The sequence below is a fragment of the Galbibacter sp. BG1 genome (assembly GCF_013391805.1).
Lineage (GTDB): Bacteria > Bacteroidota > Bacteroidia > Flavobacteriales > Flavobacteriaceae > Galbibacter.
In genome coordinates this window covers 3,436,561-3,459,076 of sequence record NZ_CP058364.1, presented here as the reverse complement: position 1 = coordinate 3,459,076, position 22,516 = coordinate 3,436,561, and the positions used below count along the sequence as shown (strand labels likewise).

Annotated in this window: 17 protein-coding genes; 1 reads left to right on the top strand and 16 read right to left on the bottom strand. The window is 36.6% G+C overall.

Going from position 1 to position 22,516, the window contains the following annotated elements:
* Positions 1 to 7: 7 nt before the first annotated feature.
* The 4 genes from HX109_RS15020 to aroB all read right to left on the bottom strand — a co-directional run bounded on the left by HX109_RS15020 (position 8) and on the right by aroB (position 4,617).
* Positions 8 to 985 carry a deoxyhypusine synthase family protein gene (locus tag HX109_RS15020; RefSeq protein ID WP_178953496.1) on the bottom strand — a complete coding sequence of 326 codons (978 nt, stop codon included), beginning with the start codon at positions 983 to 985 and terminating at the stop codon, positions 8 to 10.
* On the bottom strand, positions 972 to 1,859 hold the full coding sequence (speB, locus tag HX109_RS15015; RefSeq protein ID WP_178953494.1) for an agmatinase: 888 nt from the start codon (positions 1,857 to 1,859) through the stop codon (positions 972 to 974). Before speB ends, HX109_RS15020 begins: the two co-directional genes overlap by 14 nt.
* Entirely contained in the window at positions 1,852 to 3,249 is a 1,398-nt protein-coding gene (locus HX109_RS15010) for an arginine decarboxylase (RefSeq protein ID WP_178953492.1), read from the bottom strand. Before HX109_RS15010 ends, speB begins: the two co-directional genes overlap by 8 nt.
* A 297-nt stretch (positions 3,250 to 3,546) precedes the next feature.
* Positions 3,547 to 4,617, bottom strand: a complete 1,071-nt coding sequence (gene aroB / locus HX109_RS15005; protein ID WP_178953491.1) for a 3-dehydroquinate synthase — start codon at positions 4,615 to 4,617, stop codon at positions 3,547 to 3,549.
* Between the two features lie 104 nt (positions 4,618 to 4,721).
* On the opposite strand from aroB, the gene HX109_RS15000 reads away from it, so the two are divergent.
* Positions 4,722 to 5,888 carry a proline dehydrogenase family protein gene (locus HX109_RS15000; RefSeq protein ID WP_178953489.1) on the top strand — a complete coding sequence of 389 codons (1,167 nt, stop codon included), beginning with the start codon at positions 4,722 to 4,724 and terminating at the stop codon, positions 5,886 to 5,888.
* Positions 5,889 to 6,011: 123 nt separating this feature from the next.
* Here the strand turns inward: HX109_RS15000 and HX109_RS14995 are convergent, their stop codons facing one another.
* The 12 genes from HX109_RS14995 to HX109_RS14940 all read right to left on the bottom strand — a co-directional run bounded on the left by HX109_RS14995 (position 6,012) and on the right by HX109_RS14940 (position 22,516).
* Positions 6,012 to 7,238: an efflux RND transporter periplasmic adaptor subunit gene (locus tag HX109_RS14995; protein ID WP_178953487.1), complete on the bottom strand. Its 1,227-nt coding sequence runs from the start codon at positions 7,236 to 7,238 to the stop codon at positions 6,012 to 6,014.
* A gap of 64 nt (positions 7,239 to 7,302) precedes the next feature.
* Positions 7,303 to 9,813 carry a heavy metal translocating P-type ATPase gene (locus tag HX109_RS14990; RefSeq protein ID WP_178953485.1) on the bottom strand — a complete coding sequence of 837 codons (2,511 nt, stop codon included), beginning with the start codon at positions 9,811 to 9,813 and terminating at the stop codon, positions 7,303 to 7,305.
* Between the two features lie 2 nt (positions 9,814 to 9,815).
* Complete coding sequence (locus tag HX109_RS14985) at positions 9,816 to 11,045, bottom strand: permease (RefSeq protein ID WP_178953483.1); 1,230 nt, start codon at positions 11,043 to 11,045, stop codon at positions 9,816 to 9,818.
* 67 nt (positions 11,046 to 11,112) lie between these two features.
* A complete protein-coding gene (locus HX109_RS14980; RefSeq protein WP_178953481.1) occupies positions 11,113 to 11,613 on the bottom strand; it encodes a DUF3347 domain-containing protein in 501 nt (166 codons plus the stop codon).
* Positions 11,614 to 11,624: 11 nt separating this feature from the next.
* On the bottom strand, positions 11,625 to 12,851 hold the full coding sequence (locus HX109_RS14975; protein ID WP_178953480.1) for a TolC family protein: 1,227 nt from the start codon (positions 12,849 to 12,851) through the stop codon (positions 11,625 to 11,627).
* A gap of 36 nt (positions 12,852 to 12,887) precedes the next feature.
* Positions 12,888 to 16,598, bottom strand: a complete 3,711-nt coding sequence (locus HX109_RS14970; protein ID WP_178953478.1) for an efflux RND transporter permease subunit — start codon at positions 16,596 to 16,598, stop codon at positions 12,888 to 12,890.
* Positions 16,599 to 16,688: 90 nt separating this feature from the next.
* Positions 16,689 to 17,102, bottom strand: a complete 414-nt coding sequence (locus HX109_RS14965) for an HYC_CC_PP family protein (protein WP_178953476.1) — start codon at positions 17,100 to 17,102, stop codon at positions 16,689 to 16,691.
* 98 nt (positions 17,103 to 17,200) lie between these two features.
* Positions 17,201 to 18,352, bottom strand: coding sequence for a glycosyltransferase family 4 protein (locus HX109_RS14960; RefSeq protein ID WP_178953474.1), 1,152 nt, complete (start codon positions 18,350 to 18,352; stop codon positions 17,201 to 17,203).
* Complete coding sequence (locus HX109_RS14955) at positions 18,349 to 19,326, bottom strand: glycosyltransferase family 2 protein (RefSeq protein ID WP_178953472.1); 978 nt, start codon at positions 19,324 to 19,326, stop codon at positions 18,349 to 18,351. The genes HX109_RS14960 and HX109_RS14955 overlap by 4 nt, the downstream gene beginning before the upstream one ends.
* Before the next feature lies 1 nt (position 19,327).
* Complete coding sequence (locus HX109_RS14950) at positions 19,328 to 20,425, bottom strand: EpsG family protein (protein ID WP_178953470.1); 1,098 nt, start codon at positions 20,423 to 20,425, stop codon at positions 19,328 to 19,330.
* 4 nt (positions 20,426 to 20,429) lie between these two features.
* A complete protein-coding gene (locus tag HX109_RS14945; protein ID WP_178953468.1) occupies positions 20,430 to 21,497 on the bottom strand; it encodes a polysaccharide pyruvyl transferase family protein in 1,068 nt (355 codons plus the stop codon).
* On the bottom strand, positions 21,479 to 22,516 hold the full coding sequence (locus HX109_RS14940; protein WP_178953467.1) for a glycosyltransferase family 2 protein: 1,038 nt from the start codon (positions 22,514 to 22,516) through the stop codon (positions 21,479 to 21,481). Before HX109_RS14940 ends, HX109_RS14945 begins: the two co-directional genes overlap by 19 nt.

Genomic DNA, 22,516 nt, shown 5'->3' with positions numbered 1-22,516 from the left:
TCTGCAATTACATATCCAATAAATATGCAAAAATTAATGGAGCCACAATGGTGGCATCAGATTCAATGATGAATTTGGGAGTTTCGATATCCAATTTACCCCATGTAATTTTTTCATTTGGAACCGCTCCAGAATACGAACCGTAACTCGTAGTGGAATCAGAAATCTGACAGAAATAGCTCCAAAAAGGAGTGTCTTCCATTTCCATATCTTGGTATAACATGGGTACCACACAAATCGGGAAATCTCCAGCAATTCCTCCTCCTATTTGGAAGAAACCAACTCCGTTTTCCGAATTTTTAGTATACCAATTTGCTAAATACCCCATGTACTCAATCCCGCTTTTTACCGTAGAGGCCTTTAATTCCCCCTTCATTACATAGGAAGCAAAAATGTTCCCCATAGTACTGTCTTCCCATCCTGGAACTACAATTGGTAAATTCTTTTCGGCAGCAGCGTACATCCAAGAATCTTTAAGGTCGATTTCGTAATACTCTTCCAAAACTCCCGAAAGCAACATTTTATACATAAATTCATGCGGAAAATAACGTTCGCCTTTAGCTTCTGCATCTTTCCACAGTTTAAAAATATGCTTTTGTAACCTTCTAAATGCCTCCTCTTCTGGGATACAAGTGTCGGTTACCCTATTAAGCCCTTTTTCCAATAAGTCCCATTCTTCTTTTGGGGTAAGATCTCTGTAATTTGGAACACGTTTGTAATGCGAGTGTGCTACCAAATTCATAATATCTTCTTCCAAATTCGCTCCGGTACAGGAGATAATTTGTACTTTATCTTGACGGATCATTTCCGCGAAAATTTTGCCTAATTCACCCGTACTCATGGCTCCAGCTAGGGTAACCATCATTTTGGCACCGTTTTCCAACTGTGCTTCGTAGCCTTTGGCGGCATCTACCAAAGCGGCAGCGTTAAAATGTAAATAGTATTTTTCTATAAAGTTGGAGATAGCTCCTTTACTCTTCGTCATCGTCGTCTTGATTTTTTGAGTTTGCGTATTTAAATTTATAAGCTAACATTTTATAATACAACTTTGCGGCCAGAAAATCAGAAGATTTTTCCTTTTCATTCGGGCAAAGCTCTACAATATCAAAGCCAACTACATTTTTCTTTTTAAAGACCTTTTTTAAATATTCCAAGGTTTCATACCATAATAAACCACCCGGTTCTGGAGTACCAGTGGAAGGTAGGATAGAAGGATCGAAAGCATCCAAATCGATGGTTATAAAAACATTTTCGGTCATTTGATGGATAGAATCGTCTACCCAATCGTCGCTTTGGTTAATGTCTTCCGCAAAATAGGTTTGATCTTCTATCATATTATCCAATTCAGAAATATCCATACTGCGTATTCCAACTTGAATAAGTTTTGTTTTCTGGCTTGCTTCATAAACTGCGCAAGCATGATTGCATTTGCTTCCTTCGTATTCTTCCCTTAGATCGGCATGGGCATCAATTTGCAATACGGTAAGGTCTTCAAAGCTTTCAGCAAAAGCACGAATGGACCCTATGGAAATAGAATGTTCGCCGCCAAAAAGCGTAACAAACTTATCTTGTTTAATATAGTTTTTGGTGATTTTATGAACCGTATCGACCATTTTTTCCGGAGAACTGTTCTCCGTTACCGGTGGTGCCAAATAAACTCCCTTTTTGTAGGGTTCGCTTCTGGTTTCAATATCAAAAAGCTCCATGTTTTCAGAGGCATCCAAAAAGGCCTGTGGTCCTTTATCGGCTCCTTTTTGCCAAGTGCTGGTTCCGTCGTATGGAACGGGAATAAGTACTACTTGTGCGTCGTCTAGACGGGCATATTTTTCCGGGATTCCGGCATAATTTTTCTTACTCATTGTAACCTAAAATTTTTAAAAAGTCGTTTGCAGTTTGTTGTTCAGAAAAAAGTTTTGTGGTTATATTTCCTTCATCGTCCTTATCTATTAAAACGTGTTTTGGAGAAGGAATTAAACAGTGCTGCAAGCCACCAAAACCACCTATGGTTTCTTGGTATGCACCAGTGTTAAAAAAGCCAATGTAAAGCGGTTTAGACCTGCTATATTTGGGTAAATAAATAGCGTTCATGTTCTGCTCGGAGTTGTAATAATCATCACTATCGCAAGTGAGCCCTCCCAACAGGACCCTTTCGTACTCATCGTTCCAACGGTTAATCGCCAACATTATAAAACGTTTGCTTATCGCCCAACTATCGGGCAGGGTAGTGATAAAAGATGAATTGATCATATTCCACTTTTCACGGTCATTTTGTTGTTTTTGATATAAAACCTCGTAAATGGCACCACCACTTTCCCCAACTGTAAAACTTCCGAACTCTGTAAAAATATGAGGTACGGGAACGTCTGCTTCCTCACAGGCAGTTTTAATCTGAAAAATGATTTCGTTGATCATATATTCATAGTCATATTCAAATGCCAATGAATTTTTTATAGGAAAACCACCGCCAATATTTAAAGAATCTACAGTTGGACAAATTTTGCGCAACTGAATGTAAACTTTTAAACACTTTAAAAGCTCGTTCCAATAATAAGCCGTATCCCTAATACCGGTATTAATGAAAAAATGAAGCATTTTAAGGTTCACTTTTTCATTGTCTTTAATTTCTTTGTTATAAAACGGAACTATATTTCTATAACCAATGCCCAATCTACTGGTATAAAATTCAAACTTGGGTTCTTCTTCCGAAGCAATGCGAATACCCACGTTGAAAGGCTCGTTAATAGCTTCGTCTAAAAGGTTTAATTCTTCGTAATTATCGATAATTGGAATACATTTTTTGTGCGAACCATTAATGAGTTCTGCAATGTTCTCAATGTATTTATCCCTTTTAAATCCGTTACAAATTACATAATTGTCTTTGGTGACTTTTCCCTTGTCGATTAAACTTTTAACAATATCGATATCGAAAGCAGAAGAGGTTTCAATATGGATATCGTTATTTAGAGCTTCATTTAAAATATGGCTAAAATGCGAACTTTTGGTACAATAGCAGTAATGGTAATCACCGGCGTAATCGTGTTTCTCGATGGCATTTTTAAACCAATATTGGGCTTTTTTTATATTATCTGAAATCTTAGGCAAATAGGTGAACTTTAGTGGAGCTCCATATTTTTCTACCAATTCCATAAGGTCGATGTTATGGAATTTTAATTGATCTTCATCTAAAGTGAATTCCTCTTGAGGGAAATAGTAGGTTTGATCTATAAGATCGAAGTACTTCGTCTTCATAGTTACTTTTTTGTAATTATATAAAAATGATATTTATTTTAATTTAAATTTATGTTATAAATAGCATTTTCTATTCAAATACGTAAATAGGCAGGGAGGTAAGCTACCGATTGTGTAGCAGATTTTTTAATAATTTCTTCGGAAGCTAAATTTAAGAACCGAGATCTCGTTCTTCGAGATACACGCAAATACGACTTCCTGATATTTGCATACGCGGAGTTTAAAAAACACCTCATTAAATTCTTTAAAATACAGTAACAAAAGTCACCATTTTTTTTAAATACACAAGGAAAAAAATTATTTTTTGTAGTATTCTAAAGACTTGAAAAGTAGTTCCTTGCTTACCGTAACGTCGAGTTTTGGTCGTGCAATGTCTTCCAGCAGCACAAAATTTACGTTTCCGTGGGCATTTTTCTTATCAAATTTCATCAAACCGATGATCGTTTCCATGTCTTCCCTACTTATGTCTACTGCATCAAAATAATTAAGGAAAGTGGCTTTTATATCTTCCAGTTTTTCTTTTGGAAAGTCAAGGAGTTCGCTAGAGAGATAAGTTTCCATAATCATACCTATAGCGATGGCCTCGCCGTGCAATAATTTTGTTTTTTCTGGCGATTGCAAAAAATAAGACTCTATAGCGTGACCGAGGGTATGCCCGTAGTTTAATATTTTTCGTAAACCATTTTCACGGGGGTCTTCCGTCACCACTTCATTTTTAATTAAAACCGATCGATGTATGAGTTTGTCTAAATCTTCAGGTGTAAGTTTATCTAGACTTTGAAGCTGTTTCCAATATTTTTCATCGTAAATGAGTCCGTGTTTAAGCATTTCAGCCAATCCACTTCTTAATTCATTAGGTGGAAGTGTTTGTAAATATTCAGTATCTATTAAAACCATAAGCGGATTGATGATAACACCCACTTGGTTTTTTAATGCTCCCAGATCTACGCCAGTTTTACCTCCTACAGAGGCGTCTACCATAGCGAGTAGGGAAGTGGGAATGTTTAGAAAGTCGATTCCCCGCATGTAGGTAGCCCCTACAAATCCTCCCAAATCGGTAACGACCCCACCACCTAAATTTATAAGCACGGATTTTCGGTCGCCACCAAGCTCAGAAATAACACTCCAAACTTGACTGCATGTTTCAATTTGTTTGTGCTCCTCTCCGGGTTCAATTTCAATGATTTCAATATCGTACGCCTTTTCAAGTTTTCCCAAAAATACAGGTAAACAATGGGCATGCGTATTTGCATCTACCAAAATAAAAACCTTGGAATAATTCTTTTGTTCAAGATGGGAGTTTAATTCTTGGTACGATTTTTCGTTAAAATGGACTTGGCAACCGTGGCTGGAAATGGAGTTGAGCATGCTGTTAATTTCTAATTTTTACTTTAAGACAAAATAAAGGGATTTTCATTAAAAAATGTATACTTTCGAACAGTATATTTGCAAAAATTATTGGAGTTTATTGAATGAAAAATTTTTTTGATAATACAGAGATCGCTTTTAAATTAAAAAGCGACGCTGAACTTGATAGAGCATACTTTTTATTTAAGATGATAGCCCACCAACCATTGGTAAAGATGGGAACCGCTATTACCAACTTTGCCATTAAAGCGCATTTACCGGTAGAAGGAATAATTAGGGCAACGGTTTTCGATCATTTTTGTGGCGGTGTGAGCGAACTGGATTGTATGAAAACAGTAGACGCACTTTACACTGCTGGAGTATGTTCTGTACTCGATTATTCTGTGGAAGGAAAAGAAACAGAAGAACAATTTGACGCTGTGGTGGCGCGGACTTTGAAACTCATAGATTTTGTGAATGAAAAAGAAGCCATTCCATTTGCTGTTTTTAAACCAACAGCTATGGGGCGCTTCGATTTGTATGTAAAGGTTGGAGAAGGAAAAAAACTCAATCCAGACGAAACAAAAGAATGGGATCGGGTAAAAAACAGGTTTAATACCGTTTGTGAAAAGGCCTATGAGCTGGGAGTTTCTTTACTTATTGACGCCGAAGAAAGTTGGATGCAAAAGGCAGCCGATGAAATTGTAGAAGAGATGATGGTGCGTTACAACACGGAAAAGGCTGTTGTATTTAACACCCTGCAAATGTATCGCTGGGACCGTATGGAGTACCTAAAAGAACTGCATGCAAGAGCTAAAGAAAAAGGTTTTATCATTGGGATGAAATTGGTTCGTGGAGCCTATATGGAAAAGGAAAACGACCGTGCGGAAGAAATGGGGTATCCAACTCCTATTTGTGCTTCCAAAAAAGAAACAGATGATAACTTTAATACTGGGGTTCGTTATATGATGGAACACCTTGATGTTATGGAATTATTTTTAGGAACCCATAATGAAGATAGTACGCTATTGGTATTGTCGCTTATGGAAGAAAAAGGGATTTCTAAGGACGATCATCGTATTTGGTTCGGACAATTGTACGGAATGAGCGATCATATTAGTTACAATTTAGCACATAAGGATTACCACGTGGCCAAATATTTACCTTTTGGACCTGTTCGGGATGTAATGCCATATTTAATACGCAGGGCAGAGGAAAACACCTCTGTAGCCGGACAAACAACGAGGGAACTAACACTATTATCTGCGGAAAGAAAACGTAGAAAAATGTAATTTTTCGATAGATCTTTGGTTTTTAACCAAAATTAAAATAAACCGACGCTTTTCCGATCAATAAATCAATTGGGAAAGCGTCATTTTTTATGTTTTGAAACAAGTTTTAATGCCAAAAGGCATCTATCTATTCATCATGGAGTTCTTACCCTGCAGTTGGGCAGCAGCATCGACAGTGAAAGTTCCTTGAGTAACTACTTCCTCACCTGGTTGGAGTCCGTTTAAAACGGTATAAAATTCCCCAGAATGATTTCCTAAGACAATCTCTCTCATTTGAAAAGTTGGCGGACTTTGTCCTGTTTTTACATAGACTACAGAGCGTTTGCCTGTCCATAATACTGCCGATTTGGGAATGGTAAGGGATACTTCCGCTGTTTTCCGCCTATTATTTAAAGTTACTGAGCCTTCTACAAACATACCAGGTTTTAATTCGTTTCCTTTGTTTTGCAAAACCGCCCTTACGTTAACCGTTCTGGTTTGTGCATCTAAAATAGGATCGATATAACTGATGGTTGTTTGTATGGAATCGTTGGGGTACGCATTGGAACGAATGGTTATATTTTGACCTTCATTTAATACTGAAACCTGTTTTTCATAGGCATCAAAAACCGCCCATACCGAATTTAAATTAGCTGTTTGAAAAATAGCCATTCCATCCATAATATGTCCACCTTCAGACATATTTAAACTGGTAACCACCCCAGAAATATGGGAGTAGATGGTAAGTCTGGTTTTCACTGTTCCTGTATTTACAATTTCGTTTATCTCCTTTTCTGGAATCATCCAATTCTTGAATTTGTTTTTCACGGCCTCAAACAATCTTGGTTGAGATTCTTTTATTTTAGAAGCTGTAATAAGCTCTTGCTGGGCACTTACCAATTCCGGAGAATAAACCACGGCAAGAGATTGTCCTTTATGCACTTTTTCGCCAAGGGTTTTTACATATAATTTTTCTATTCTACCATTAAAATGAGCCGATTGGGTATAAGTTTGATCTTCGTTTGGTTCTATTTTTCCTGAAAGTGATATTACTTCATTTTCAATGCTGGAATTTCCTATAACACTGGTTTGAATGTTGGCAAGGGCCATCGCATTTTCAGTCATTTTAAATTGATTGACATCTAGAGAGTCCTTTGTATTGCTGGCGGGGATAAGATCCATGCCGCAAATGGGACAATCGCCGGGTTCTGTTTTCATAATTTGTGGATGCATGGAGCATGTCCACATTCCTTCCGATGTTTCATGGCTGTGCCCTGTTGGCTGCTCATTTGGGTTTGTACCAAAAAGGAGGTACCCAACAAAGAGACCAACTACTGCTGCTATGATAAGATAAATTACATTCTTTCTCATTTTATATAGTTTTATATACTGGAATTAGCAATTACTAAGATTAATTAATGTATTTACGAATTCCTTATTCAATTTTGGCATTTCTTAAGCGCAAGGCATTTGCTATTACCGATACCGAGCTAAAACTCATAGCTAAAGCCGCAATCATCGGCGACAACAATAAACCAAATAGTGGAAATAATACACCCGCGGCTATAGGAATACCAATAGTATTATAGACCAATGCAAAAAATAGGTTTTGCTGAATGTTTTTCATCACTTTTTCACTGAGAATCCGCGCTTTTACAATTCCGTGTAAATCTCCTTTAACCAATGTAATGGCTGCACTTTCTATGGCTACATCGGTACCGGTTCCCATAGCTATACCCACATCGCTCTTAGCTAGGGCAGGGGCATCGTTAATTCCATCTCCTGCAACCGCTACTACCTTATTTTCATTTTGCAGTTTCTCCACATGTTTTAGCTTGTCCTCCGGAAGCATTTCCGCAGCATAATCGGTTAAATTAAGTTCGGTAGCAACTGCTTTGGCAGTGTTTTTGTTATCTCCAGTAAGCATGATAACTTCAATACCATTTTCTTGAAGTTCCCGAATCGCCTCTTTGCTCGTTTCTTTTATTTTGTCGCTAATTACAATAAATCCAATTACAATATTTTCTACAGCGAGATAAGAAACTGTTTTACCTTGGTCCTGAAATCCTTTTGCTTGATTTTTTACTTTTTCTGAGATTGTTGCCTTAACGGAAGCCATTAACTTTTCGTTTCCAAGTTTTATTTCTTTATCATCTACAGTCGCTTCAACACCTTTTCCGTTTATCGCATTAAAATTTGATGTTTCAGTTGGGGTTATATCCTTTTCTTTTCCATAATTAACTGTTGCTGATGCCAATGGGTGTTCGCTATTGCTATTGACAGAAACTATATATTTTAAGGCTTCTTTTTCAGAAATTTTATCATCTGTAATCACCAATCTTTCCACCGTTGGTTTCCCTTCGGTTATGGTTCCAGTTTTGTCGATAATAAGCGTATTTACCTTAGCCATGGTTTCCAAAGCTTCTGCATTTTTTATTAAAATCCCCGATTGGGCTCCTTTACCAACACCTACCATAACAGACATAGGCGTGGCAAGACCGAGGGCACATGGGCAGGCTATAATAAGCACTGCAATGGCATTTATAAGCGCGTAAACATAAGAGGGAGCAGGCCCCCAAATAGCCCAAACCGCAAATGTAATACCCGATATAATTACAATAATAGGAACGAAATAAGCGGAAATTTTATCGGCTAATTTTTGGATCGGGGCTTTGCTACGGCTGGCATTATTCACCATTTGAATGATCTGGGAAAGCAAGGTTTGGTCGCCTACTTTTTCAGCTCTCATTAAAAAAGACTGGTTCCCGTTTATGGTGCCACTTCTCACCGTATCTCCCTGGGTTTTAGAAACTGGGATAGGTTCTCCCGTAATCATAGATTCATCAATAGAAGTTCCGCCTTCGGTTATCGTACCGTCAACTGGAATTTTATCACCTGGTTTTACCTTCAGGATATCTTCCACTTGGATATCATCGATAGAAATTTCTTCTTCGTTTCCGTTTTTTATGCGAATCGCTTTATTGGGAGCGAGTTTTAGAAGTTCTTTGACCGCAGAATTGGTTTTACTATGCGCTCGGGCTTCCAATAATTGCCCGAATAGCACTAAAGTCAATATTACCGTGGCAGACTCAAAATATATATGAACAGTACCACTTTCAGTTTTAAATTGTGCTGGAAAAAAATCTGGGAAAATAATAGCGAACACGCTAAAAAGCCATGCAATTCCCGCTCCAATCCCAATTAAGGTAAACATATTGAGGTTCCAAGTTTTAAGGGATTTGTAAGCACGTTCAAAAAACATCCAAGTCGCCCAGAACACTACAGGTATGGAAAGGGCAAACTGTATATAGTTCCAATGCCTTAGCGCCATAATTTTGTAGAGAGGATTGTTGGGAATCATATCAGACATGGCAATAATAAAAATAGGTAAGGTAAAGGCTAGTGCGATCCAAAATTTACGTTTTAACTTTTTGTAGTTTTTCTCTTCCGATGATAGATTAAGAGCTTTTGGTACCAGTTCCATTCCGCAAATGGGGCAATCCCCGGGTTGTTCTTTTTCAATTTCGGGGTGCATAGGGCAAGTAAAAACAGTATCATTTGCTGAATTGATCTGTTGCTCTTCTACCAAATCCATTCCGCAAACTGGGCAATCCCCTGGTTGATCGTAAGTTTTTTCTCCTTCGCAATTCATAGGGCAATAAAACACACCTGTTCCTTTTTTACTGGGATCGCTTTTTTCGCTGTTAGCCGTATCACAGCAAGATTTTTTTTCCTTGTTTTTATGAATGCCATAGCGTCCCCCATCTTTTTTTAGAGCTTCTTGAAATTTTTCGATAGAAAGATGATTTTCCATTTCGATTTCTGCGGTGCCTGCTTCTAAATTAACACTAACCACTTTCACTCCGTCTACCTTAGAAAGAGTTTGTTCTACGTGGTTTTTGCACCCATTACAGGTCATTCCTTGTATGTAATATGTGTGTTTCATACTTAGTTCATAAAATATTTAACCATCAATCCACCGGTAAGCCATGCATAGCAAATAAAGGCCGCAAATTTCAAAATAGTTTCAAGTAATTGGCTTTTGGGAGCCATTTCACTCATGGAATGTTTCACATCTTTTTTCTTATAAAATCCCAAATAGATAAGATATCCCGAAATACCCAAAAAGGCTATATTCAGAAAGAATGTATAATCAACTTTAAAGTACTTGGTATCCTGTATTTTAACTTGAGAGGGATCTGGCAAAGTATGCAATAAGTCGAAAGCATAATGCAGCGCCAGTGAAGTTCCAATCAATGCCGTAAAAAGTAAGAACAGTATAAACAAAGACATCTTCCAACCATAATATTTTGCATTGATTCTCAATACTGGGAAAACAACTAAATCACTGAATATAAATGCCATTACACCCGCAAAACTTACACCTTTTCCAAATAGTAATGCTGCCAACGGAATATTTCCCATAGAACCAATAAATGTTAAAAATGCGGCTATGGGTCCAACGATTACGTGTTCAAGTATTTCCAGAAAAGTAAAATCTGTATTTCCATTGCCACTGTTTATAAAGAGTGTTTGGAAAAATGAATCTGGCACAAATGCCGCAACAATTCCCGCGATGGTAAAGCCAACGGTTACGTCTTTCCATACCATTTGCCATTCCATTTTATATTTTTTGGAAACCCTAGCCCAGCTTTCTTCTTTTTGAATCTGTTTTTTCCAATCTTGAGAAGCATCCTTTTCATCGTTGCCATCATTACTTTCAAGATTTTTCTTAGCTTTTTCAATAAGTTTTATTGGATTTATAATTCTAATGAGAATCCAGCAGATGAGAATCAATAAAAGTCCTCCAACATATTCCCCAACTACAAATTGCCATCCTAGAAATATGGAAATAATAATTCCCAGCTCGATTACCAAATTAGTAGAAGCCAATAAAAAGGCAATGGAGGAGACAAAACTAGCTCCTTTCTTAAAAAGGGATTTAGTGGATGCCAGTGCCGCAAAACTACATGAACTGCTTATAAAACCGAAAAATGTACCCAAAAGCACACTTTTGGATTCGTCTTTACCCATTGTTTCCTGCATTCGTTTTTCGGTGATGAAAATCTGAATCATACTACTGATGATGTAACCTAAGATAAATGCCCAAAGCGCCATCCAGAAAAATCCGATGGTAGTATAGGCAGCTTCTCCCCACTGTTTTAGAAAAGTATTCATTTATATAATATTTTTTCAGTTTTCATCTCTTTCATGTTTTAAAATGAAAAGCAGGCCACTATGTGTGTTATTTTATCACCTCTTTTATCGAACCGCATTTTGCCATATCCTCCAAATACGGATTTTCAATTTTCTTGGAAGTGGAAAACCAAGAAGCCCCTGTATTGTTAAAGGCCATTGGGCAATATTGTTTGTAGATCTCACCTTCAGAAATATTAGATTCAAAAATAGGTTGTATCGCCTCGGTAAGTTTAGAAAAAGCCATACGTTGCGTCTCAATATTTTCGCTAGTTGCTATTTCCTTGCTTAATTCTGAAACCTCTAAATAATTATTACTAATCGTTTCAGAAAGTGCTTTTCCTGCTTTTTTAGCTTCGGAAGCATTCCCTTGCGTCAACGCTGTTTTGAGTTCATTATAATGATCAAATGTCTTTTCCGTTAAATCGTTTTTAAATAAAATGGATCCATTGGAATCCTTTGAATCACTATTGGAATTTTTACAGGAAACTCCCATTGTAAATATTAAAGTAACTGCTAAAACTCCTGAGATAATCTTATTTGTTTTCATGGTATTGAATTTTAAATGTTTGTTATATAATTAAGAATTGCACTTGCTGTATAATATTTTTTAATGGCCGCGATCTTTTTTAATTGTATTTGCAACTGAAGATCTAGAATGTCTAAAAGGTCATCAAAATTCATCCTTTCCGTTTCGTAATTCCTAATCAATATTTCTTCAGCGTTTTTAGTCTGTTCCAAGTTTTTTAACTGGGTTTCAAAATCAATTCTCGCATTCGTTCTATTGGAGACCGCTTGGTCTAAATAAGAGTTTAATTCATTTAATTTAGCAATTTTTTTTGCTTCTATTTCTTCTTGTTGTAATTGATTTTGAACTGTTTTGGATTGAATCGTTTTATTAAAAATGGGAATGGAGAGGGTAACCATCGGCATAAAAATATCTTTTCCATTGTCTACTACATCCATATCGGTACGTTCCGATACATTTATATAGTCGACTCCAATGCCTAAATTCGGGCTCCCAACTTTTTGATTTAGCATTTCTGCACGTGCAATGGAATTGTAAAGCGCATCGTATTTTAAGAGTTCGGGATGTAGTGTTAAACTGTCTCTCTTAATTTCATCTGATATTTCAGGGATTTCCAAATTTTCAGTTACTACGATAGTCTTGTTATTTTTATTCAATAGGGAATTAAATACCGATTGTTCTGCCATATATTCTTGCTGAAACACCTTTTGCTCTTTTTCCAGCTCATTTTCCCTTATTTGAAGCTGAAAAACCTTTACTGCAGAAGTTTTTCCCACTTCAACGCCAGTTAATGCCAACTGTTGATAGTTTTGTATGAGATCAATTTGTTCCTGAAGCACTTTTTGATTGGCCTGCAAGGCAAATAATTTGTAATACGACTGTGCGATGGAAAGTGCCAATTTTCGTTTCGCTATCGCAATTTCGGTATAAGAACTTTCTGCTAAAGAACTCGCATAATTTTCCCTTGCAGTAATGGTTCCAAACCAAGGTAACATTTGCTTAACAGAGAGTTTAAAACGCTGTGGTCCCGTTCGGGTTTCAGGTTCACTTACAAAATAGCCAGCTCCAAACTCTGTATTGCCTAAGGTGCTAGCTTCGTTTAGTTTTTCTTCGGCAATTTCATACTGCAATCGATACGACTGAATTTCGGGATTGTTCTCCAGCGCTTCTTCAATATAGTTATTTAAATCTTGGGCATTTGTTGTAAAGGCCATACCAAAGAATGCAAGGGTGAAGATTTTATGTAATGTGTTTTTCATTTTAATAGTATTAGAACCATGTTATCATAAACAAAATTATTTTTCGCTTGATTTTATGGAATTTAACTCCCTCTCTTTTCTCCAACCGTATAGCACTGGAACTATAAACAGCGTAATAAGCGCAATGAGCATCCCGCCAAAACTTGGGATGGCCATGGGGATCATAATATCACTTCCCCTTCCGGTAGAAGTCAATACAGGGAGTAATGCCAAAAGGGTGGTGGCGGTGGTCATTAAACAAGGGCGTATGCGTTTTTCCCCTGCAGCAACAACAGCCTTTCGTATTTCTTGTATGTTTTCTGGTTGACGCCTGCTAAAGGTTTGCTTTAAATAGGTTGCCATTACGACCCCGTCATCGGTTGCGATACCAAAAAGCGCTATAAAACCTACCCATACGGCAACACTCAAATTAATGGTATGCATTTGAAATAAATCCCGAAGGTTTTCCCCAAAGAAATTAAAGTTTAAAAACCAAGGTTGACCGTATAACCAAATAAGAATAAAACCACCAGCAAAAGCCACTGCTATACCACAGAATACCATAAGCGAGGTGGAAACCGATCTAAATTGAAAATAAAGAATTAGAAAAATGATTATAAGCACCAACGGCACTACCAAAGAAAGCGTTTTTTCAGCACGCAGCTGATTTTCATAAGTTCCCGTAAATTCGTAACTAATCCCATTGGGAATGTTAAGCTCGCCAGAAGCAATAGAATTTTCTATTGTTTTTTGGGCATTTTCTATCACGTCCACTTCTGCGTAACCATCTTGTTTATCAAATAATACATATCCCACCAAAAAAGTGTCTTCGCTTTTAATAACTTGTGGCCCTTTTTCATAACGTATTTCGGCAAGTTCTTTTAGCGGTACTGAATTTCCATTTTCTACTGGGACATATATTTTTTCTAAATCTGCTGGGTGGCTTCTCAATTCCCTAGGGTAGCGCACCCGAATGTTGTACCTTTCCCGGCCTTCCACGGTTTTGCTGAGCACTTTGCCACCAATGGCCACCTCAAGGATTTCCTGTACCTTATCTATTGAAATTCCATATCGGGCTATTTTTTCCCTATCAATATCTATTAACAAATAAGGTTTCCCTATAATTCGATCTGCAAATACGGCTTCTTTTTTAACTCCTTTGGTCGATTTAAGGATTCCTTCCAGTTTAATACCGAAGTCTTCAATGATTTTTAAATCTGCGCCTTTTACTTTAATTCCCATGGGAGCACGCATACCTGTTTGAAGCATAACCAAACGTGTTTCAATAGGTTGGAGTTTAGGTGCAGAAGTAACCCCCGGTAGTTTGGTTGCCGCTACAATTTCGTCCCAAATATCGTCTGGGGATTGAATATGACTTCGCCAATTTCTAAAATAAGCACCGTTCTTATCTTCAATTAGGTTTTTGTTTGTAATGTATATTTTAGCTTCAGAATTGGTTCCATCGGGTATTAACCGGCCGTCTTTTTGTTCGAAAAGGCCTTGGTCATTAACTTTGTATCGTTGCTGGTTCCCATTTGCATTCAGCATATATTCCGGCTTGTACTGTATAATGTTTTCATACATAGAAAGAGGAGCAGGATCTATTGCAGAATTCGTTCTTCCGGCTTTCCCTACTACGGTTTCAATTTCTGGAATATTGGCCACCGCCATATCCAACTGCTGCAAAACCCTTTTATTTTCTTCAATTCCGGCATGGGGCAGGGAAGTGGGCATTAGTAAAAAGGTTCCCTCGTTAAGGGAAGGCATAAATTCTTTTCCGGTATTCAGCATAATTATGGCTCCAAGAACAACCAAAACGCTGGGAATGGAGAGAAAGACTAATTTGTGTTCCATCGCCCAAGTGAGTATACGGGTGTAATAGGTGCTGAAAATCTTAAAAACTCCAAGCAAACCGAAACAAATTATTGCTACAAATAGTAAGTTAAGTATCCAATTTCTATCAAACCCTAGTGGACGCCAATAGGAGGCCAACAAGGCCACAATAGTGAGTGTTGTGATTAAAATCTGGTACCAACCCGCTTTTTCACTATCAATTTTATTTTTTATCCGAAGCAGTGAAATAGTTCCGTAAGCGATTAAAGAAAGTCCTATTAAATAACCGCTAATTACAGTAAAAGCACCAAAAATGATAAGAATTGCATTAGTTATGAGTTTCCAATTTCCTTTCCATGTTCTTTTTCTGAACAAAAAAGCCGCAAAAGGAGGGATTAAGAATAGAGCTACCAATATAGAGGCGGTAAGCGCCATGGTTTTGGTAAAAGCAAGCGGTCTAAAAAGTTTTCCTTCTGCGCCTATCATCGTGAAAACAGGGATAAAACTGATAATGGTTGTAAGAACAGCTGTTACAATGGCACCAGAAACTTCGGCAGTGGCCTTATAGACAATGTTATTGATAGTTTCGTTTTCTTTTGATGCTTCCAGATGGCGGATAATATTTTCAGACAAAATAACTCCTACATCTACCATGGTTCCTATGGCGATAGCAATACCAGATAAGGCTACAATATTGGCATCTACGTTAAAAAGTTTCATGGAAATAAAAACCATGAGTACTGCAATGGGGAGTAAGCCACTTATTAAAATAGATGCCCGAAGATTAAAAACCATGACCACAATAACTAAAATGGTAACCAAAATCTCCAGCGTTAGCGCCTCATCGAGGGTGTGCAGGGTTTCTTGAATAAGATTACTACGATCGTAAAATGGAACAATGGTAAGTTTAGAGACACGTCCATCTTTTAACTTTTTGGAAGGTAATCCTACACTTAATTCATTAATTTTTTGTTTTACGTTGGAAATTACTTCCATAGGGTTCGCACCGTATCGCGAGACTACCACACCTCCCACTACCTCTGCACCTTCTTTATCAAGAATTCCCCGGCGTGCTTCTGGCCCTAAGAAAACCTTAGCTACATCTTTTACTCTAATTGAGGTGTATTCTTTGGATGTTACCACAGCATTTTCGAGATCGCTAACAGATTTTACGTAACCTATACCTCGAACAAGGTATTCCACCTTATTGATTTCTAAGGTTTGTGCTCCAATTTCTTTGTTGCTTTTCCTTACGGCATTTACCACCTCGGAAAGGTTGATATTATATTGCCTTAGCAACTCGGGATCTACATCTATTTGATATTCCTGAACAAAGCCTCCAATAGACGCTACTTCTGAAACACCACTTGCTCCGGCCAGCCCGTATTTTACATAGTAATCCTGAATGCTTCTAAGCTCGTTGAGATCCCATCCGCCAGTAACATTACCATTTTCATCCCTGCCTTCGAGGGTGTACCAAAATACTTGACCAAGTCCCGTTGCATCTGGTCCTAAAGCCGGACTCACCCCAGGGGGAAGCAATCCATTTGGTAGGGAGTTTAGTTTTTCTAAAATTCTGCTTCGGCTCCAATAAAATTCAACATTTTCCTCAAAAATGATATAAATATTGGAGAGACCAAACATAGACGAACTCCGAATGGTTTTTACACCTGGAATTCCCATTATTGCTGAGGTAAGAGGATACGTTATTTGATCTTCCACATCTTGCGGGGATCTACCTTCCCAAGCAGTGGAGACAATTTGTTGGTTTTCTCCAATATCTGGGATGGCATCTACCGCTACTGGATTATTTGGTAGGAAACCCGTATCCCAATTAAAGGGTGCATTTATAATTCCCCAACCTGTAAAAAGTATGAGAAATAATAAGGCAACGAGTTTGTTTTCAATTAAAAATTTAATGCTTTTGTTCAGCATTTCTTAGAGTTTTAAATAGATTACGAATATGGATTCACCTTTGGAATAGCTCCAGAAAGCGTATTGCTAAAACATAAAATATCTAAAATATCAAATAAGGAAAGTTTGATTCTCGAGCTGGATTTCCGAGACCAAAATAGGGGGGATGTAATCTTTAAATGGGACTATGTTTTGCTGAAGTCCTTCAAATAAATTTAAAGAAGTCAAAACATAGGAAACTAATATTGTTTGTTGATGGAAAGTGAGTTTTTCAAAAGAAGATTTAAGTTCCTTTTGCCCTTCTACCACAATGTGTTCGTCGGTGCAGCAGTTACTTTTGGCAACTTTTTCTTCATCACTGGAAGAATCTTGCATTTCCATACCACAGTTTTCCGCGGGTTTTAAGAGCGCTACATCAACTAAATCATTTCCGCAATAGTGCATGTCTACCGTAAAAGAGGTAGTAGATAAAAGCACTACAAGTGCCATTAAACAGGATACTATTTTGCTGAAAAATATTTTCATTGCTTTTACAAAATTACAAAAAAATGCTTTTGAATTTAAAATTTCTTTGCTTTCCTTCTTTTCAAATGGGTATTGGCAGGATAATTGGTTTTCAATGCTTATTTTTTGGATTGAAAATCATGATAAATAGAAACATAGGCATCTAAAGAATTCGCCCATACTTGTTTTTGTTCGTATTTCGCTTGAATAAATGCTCTTGCTTGCGCTCCCATTTCTTTAATTTTATCCGGGTTTTGTATAAAAAATTGAAGTCCGTTGATTACCTCCTGGGTTTTTCGAGGGGCTATTAGGAGTCCGTTGTGACCACTTTTTACAATTTCGTTACATCCCGATATATTTGAGGCTATTGCTGGCGTTCTCATGGCAGCGGCTTCCATTAATACGATTCCAAAACCTTCCCGATAAGAAGGGAAAACAAAAACATCCATGAGCTTTAAAAAGGGTTTTACATCTTTTTGGTAACCTACGTGCACGATACCTGGGTGTGTTTTTATTTTTTCCTTTGTATCAAAAGTTACGGGATCTTGAATTTCTTCAAATAAGCCGACAATGAGAAGTCTTATGGTTGGATTTTCTTCATGTACTTTACAGAAAGCGTTTATCAATTCATTGGTGCCCTTGTCTCCAACCAATCTCCCAACGTACCCAAAAATAATGGAGACATTTTCAGTATCGAAGCCTTCAATTTTTGGGAGTGATATGTTGTCTGGATTAAATAATTGGGTGTCTATGCCGTTAATGCTTCCATTTCCAATAATCGAAATTTCTTTATTTGTAAGAGTATCTTTAATGGCGGTTTGCTTTACTCCGTAACTCACGGAAAAAATATGAGTGGCACAAGAACAAGCGATCGATTCCATAACTTTTAAAAATTTCCTCTTCATCCCATTTGTCCCTTCATAACGAAGACCGTGTAAAAAATAAATTCTAATGGGGGTGTTGTTAAAATATGAAGCGAGCATACTCAATAAACCTCCCTTTGGAGTGTTTCCATGTACGATGACGGGATTTATTTTTGTAATGAGCAGGTATAGTTTAAAAAGACTTTTAATATCAGAAAACAGAGATATTTCCCTTTTAATTACAATGGGATGTACTTTTACCTTTTCATTTTCTTTAAAACTCTCTAATCGCTCTCCAGGACTGGATGCAACCTCTATGTCGAACTTACTTTTAAGCACTTGTAATTGTCCCTTAAAAAAATTGAGGGATTGCGGAACAGTGGTGATTAATAGAAATTTTGGTTTCATGTAACAGCTCTTTTAAGTTTGTAACATTGGGAATAAAACCAACCATTGTTGGAGAAAACTTTAAAAAGTTGTCTTTTTCTATTTTTAGATCTGAACTTGGAGGGATATAGGTTCATGCATTTCAGTTCGCCAACCACTTGGTTGAAAAGGCTTAAATCTTTACTTTTTAAAAATAGGATTTTAAGAAGCGTAATCGTCTGCTCGTTTACTTTCTCCCGTGCTTTGCCATAGGCAACGGATTTTTTAGTAATTACCTCTTTACTAAACCGATCTATTCTTTTTATGGCATCCAGAATGTCTAAAATAAGTTTTTTGTTTTTTTCTGAATTGCTACTTCTAGTTATCGAACCTGTCGTTTGAACAAAGTTGGAAATAATCATATTGGTAGCAATGATCCTTTTGGCTAAAAAAACGGCTTTAAAGTTAAATTCCACATCTTCTACATATACTTTTTCACGGAAAATCAACTTGTTCTCCAATAGAAAATCACGTTTATAAAGTCTAACACAAGCAGATTGATGAAAACCATCTTTAAAATAATTTGGTCCATCTGAAACCTTACTTCTCAAGAGATGTTCAACAGTGTATACAGTTTCACCTTTTTCATTTACGCCTCTTGCACCAAAATCCAAAATATCCAACTGATTCTCTAAGCCAATTTTTAATAGATTATTCAGCACATTCGGATTTAAATAATCGTCGGAATCCAAAAACAAAATGTAATCGCCAAAAGCATTTTTTATCCCAGTATTCCTGGCCCCTCCCAAACCTTTGTTTTTTTGTGAAATTACCCGAAGAGCAGGGCTGTTTTCAGCTATTTTATGTACGATCTTCATACTATTGTCTGGAGATTCATCATCGATAATTAAAATTTCATAGATATCTTCGGAAAGACCTTGATCTAAAGCAGACTTAATACATCTTTCAATATATTTTTCAACATTATAAACAGGTATGACGATAGTTAGCTTCATTTTAAATATTTGTTCTTACAACAGTTAAAACATAGGTGAAGGAGAAGTACAACAGCAATACAATGCCAAAAACTTGATGCTGGTAATGGAAAAACTTTTTCTTCAGAAAAGGGTAAAAAATTACCAAGGCCAATAAAAACCATGATAAATAAGCGAAACGATTGCTGAAATTAGCTTTAATGACCAATATCCAGAATGCATTGGCAATTAAAAATGTTCCATAAATACGGTGGTAAAGGGTATCTGTAAATTTCTGTTTAAAAATAAAATACCAGCCAGCAAAAGTTCCAGTGGCACTGTAGATTAAAAAGTCCCACCTAAATCCCGTACTGGAAAAAGCTTCTTTGTCTGCTTCGCTCAATAGGTACTGGTTTAGACGATCATCTGCAAAGCCTAGGCTTGTAAACAATGTTATAAAAAGAGAACCGAATACTAGGGAAAGTGGGATAGCAACCATCCAACCTATTAAATAAAGTTTCGGATTTTTTAAAAAATACGTAGCGATATAGGCAGCCGTAGGTAAATACATAGACTGATGAAAGCTACATGCAATTACTATAAATATGGCTGAGACCACTGGCTTTTTATAGAAGGCGATCCCCAAAATAAAAATGGAAGTGGCCATACCGTTTCGTATGCCATTAACACCGTAGGTATAAAAAGAAAAGGAGGCTACCAAAGCAATAAAGCAATAGATCCAGAAATGTTTAAAGAGCTTTCTACAAGCCAAAACAAGCGGAATTACATAAAGACAGGCACAAATAAAGAAAAAGCCATTAACGTTGGTTATGAAGGCAGAGAATTTTAAGAGTAAAGTAAAAGCATAATCGCTTCCCATATCAATAGGGCTTCCCACGGTTTCCCTGTAAAACATATAGGCATATGTGGTCATGTCGATAAACTTACCGCTTATAGGTCTTAATCCTAAATAAAGGAGAACAAATAAAGCGTAGGGCCACCCAATAATTGCAAGGTATTGATGCATACGTTTATCGTTATAATCCATTACCTGCGTGTGTAAAACCGTGAGAAAGATTACAAACAATTGAATGTTGTACCATACAACGCCATAAGATTCTATAGGGAAGAGATCCAACATAAGTTTAAACGATGGTTTTAAAATTCTTGTAGGAATCCAAAAGAGACACTTTTGTATTTTCTGAAGCCTTTAAAAGCCCGTTAATTTGTGAAGGAATTTCTTCCAAGCGATATTCTTTTACCAGTTTAATTCTGGGATTGTGCTTAATCCACTCGAAAGATTGGACTATTTTATGATTGTTGTTTAAAAACACTAAGGCAGGGGTATTGGTTATATGGCAGAATATCATGCCATGCAAACGATCTGTAATAACCAATTCTGCTTGTTTAAATTCGTCCCAAATTTTAAACAATGAGGTCAGTTTGGATTTCATGCTGAGTTTTTGTCCGCCCACATGGGTGTCATAAAATTCCACCCTAGAAAATGTATCTTTTATAAATGTTACCAAAGCTTCATTTTGTGCTTCCGAAAGTTTCCTTTCTTTGTCATTCCGGAGGCATATAAGTACCCCGTTTCTTTCATATCTTGGTAGAGACCTGTCTAAAGTAGTTACCATGTCTGGCAACAGGATGACATTATTGTTGAAGTGTTTTTTGAAAAAATCATAAGATTTTTGTTCTCTGGCTATTAAAGAGAGATCCTTGTGGTTTGAATATACTTTTATAGCCGTGGATAATTTTATTTTTCCTTCTTTGGAAGTTGAAAAATCTATGGTTTGTGGGAACGAAATGATTTTGTTTTTTGGGAAATTCTCAATAACCAATTGTCTGAAGTATTCAATTTGATGATATAAATCGCCCATGTTGCCACCTCCAACCGTGGTTATAATATCTTTGGAACTGATAATTTTTTTTACCTGTACAATTCCCTGCAGTGTTTTGCTAATTGGTATTTCAATAACTTGACAATCGGGATAAGTTTGTTTTAGAAATTTATGTTGTGCATAGGTAATGGCCACATCTCCCAAATTGCCATAATCTGCTGCTAGAAATATAAAAATCCGCCGTTTTTTGCTATTCAATTTAAAGAACTGCTGCTTGGACGTGAATTTCAATTGTGTTAAGCGAAGTTGTATTTTGGTTTCAAACGGAATACTTCTTTTTAGTTTTTTTACTAAGCTGCCTTTTTCCATGATTTCAAATAGATTGTGAGTGCTACAAGCCTATATTTTATTAATTTCTTATAGATAATATCACTCTTGGTTTTTGGTGTATAGAAGTCAATGTATTTTTTGGTTTCCTTGTGTTGATAGATATAATTTATATAATCCCTTTTTTCCTTAGCACTTAAGTTATTGTTATAGGATAATAGATTGCTTATGGCGTATTTTATCCCTAAAACAATGCTTTGGGCCAGAATTCTATTTCTTTTTCTGCCTTCAAAACCCCAATGATCTAGTAAAGATTTTAGACTGTAGTGTTTTTTTAAAATCAATTGGTAAGCATCTTTATGAAACGTTTTTATTAATGTTTCCCTTTGGCGGTTTATATAGTGATACAGAGCATTTGGTATGAACTGGATTTGTACCGCTTTTTTATAGACTTGTGTGTTAAAGAGAATATCTTCAATTAAAGATGTACCCTTCTCAAAAAATAAATCATGATCTTTAAGTAAACTTGCGCGATAAAGCTTGTTCCACGCATAGCCTATCAAATTCAATAAAGTATCATCAATTTTTACGTCTTTCGCGTTTTCTTGTGTGATGGTTATGGAATTTGAATACATTTTTTCGTTATGAATTAACTTATCATCATTATCTACGGTATCTAAGTGATAGCCGAAAACAACCACGTCATTTTGGGGGTTGGCTACACTTTTTATGCACTTCTCTAAAAGATCTGGTTCAATCCAATCGTCGCTGTCCAGGAAATAGATAAATTCTCCTTTGGATTTTTCTAACCCATAATTTCTAGCATCGGATAAGCCTCCATTTTTTTTGTGAAAAATTTCAATCCGTGGATCTTTTTGTTGAAATGTAATTGCTTTGGCAATACTTTCATCTGGAGACCCATCGTCTATAATTAAAAGCTCAAAATTTTTATAAGTCTGATTTATTACGCTTTCAATAGCCTTTTCAATATAATCTTCTACATTGTAAACAGGCATTATTATACTTACGAAAGAGTTCATCTTGGTTTCTTTAGGAGTCAT

Bases quoted from the DNA above. Each gene is read 5' to 3' on its own strand.
- HX109_RS15000 (WP_178953489.1), top strand. From the start codon at position 4,722: ATGAAAAATTTTTTTGATAATACAGAGATCGCTTTTAAATTAAAAAGC.
- HX109_RS15010 (WP_178953492.1), bottom strand. From the start codon at position 3,249: ATGAAGACGAAGTACTTCGATCTTATAGATCAAACCTACTATTTCCCT.
- HX109_RS14960 (WP_178953474.1), bottom strand. From the start codon at position 18,352: ATGAAACCAAAATTTCTATTAATCACCACTGTTCCGCAATCCCTCAAT.
- HX109_RS14995 (WP_178953487.1), bottom strand. From the start codon at position 7,238: ATGAGAAAGAATGTAATTTATCTTATCATAGCAGCAGTAGTTGGTCTC.
- HX109_RS15020 (WP_178953496.1), bottom strand. From the start codon at position 985: ATGACGAAGAGTAAAGGAGCTATCTCCAACTTTATAGAAAAATACTAT.
- HX109_RS14945 (WP_178953468.1), bottom strand. From the start codon at position 21,497: ATGGAAAAAGGCAGCTTAGTAAAAAAACTAAAAAGAAGTATTCCGTTT.
- speB (WP_178953494.1), bottom strand. From the start codon at position 1,859: ATGAGTAAGAAAAATTATGCCGGAATCCCGGAAAAATATGCCCGTCTA.
- aroB (WP_178953491.1), bottom strand. From the start codon at position 4,617: ATGCTCAACTCCATTTCCAGCCACGGTTGCCAAGTCCATTTTAACGAA.
- HX109_RS14985 (WP_178953483.1), bottom strand. From the start codon at position 11,045: ATGAATACTTTTCTAAAACAGTGGGGAGAAGCTGCCTATACTACCATC.
- HX109_RS14965 (WP_178953476.1), bottom strand. From the start codon at position 17,102: ATGAAAATATTTTTCAGCAAAATAGTATCCTGTTTAATGGCACTTGTA.
- HX109_RS14955 (WP_178953472.1), bottom strand. From the start codon at position 19,326: ATGAAGCTAACTATCGTCATACCTGTTTATAATGTTGAAAAATATATT.
- HX109_RS14950 (WP_178953470.1), bottom strand. From the start codon at position 20,425: ATGTTGGATCTCTTCCCTATAGAATCTTATGGCGTTGTATGGTACAAC.
- HX109_RS14990 (WP_178953485.1), bottom strand. From the start codon at position 9,813: ATGAAACACACATATTACATACAAGGAATGACCTGTAATGGGTGCAAA.
- HX109_RS14940 (WP_178953467.1), bottom strand. From the start codon at position 22,516: ATGACTCCTAAAGAAACCAAGATGAACTCTTTCGTAAGTATAATAATG.
- HX109_RS14970 (WP_178953478.1), bottom strand. From the start codon at position 16,598: ATGCTGAACAAAAGCATTAAATTTTTAATTGAAAACAAACTCGTTGCC.
- HX109_RS14980 (WP_178953481.1), bottom strand. From the start codon at position 11,613: ATGAAAACAAATAAGATTATCTCAGGAGTTTTAGCAGTTACTTTAATA.
- HX109_RS14975 (WP_178953480.1), bottom strand. From the start codon at position 12,851: ATGAAAAACACATTACATAAAATCTTCACCCTTGCATTCTTTGGTATG.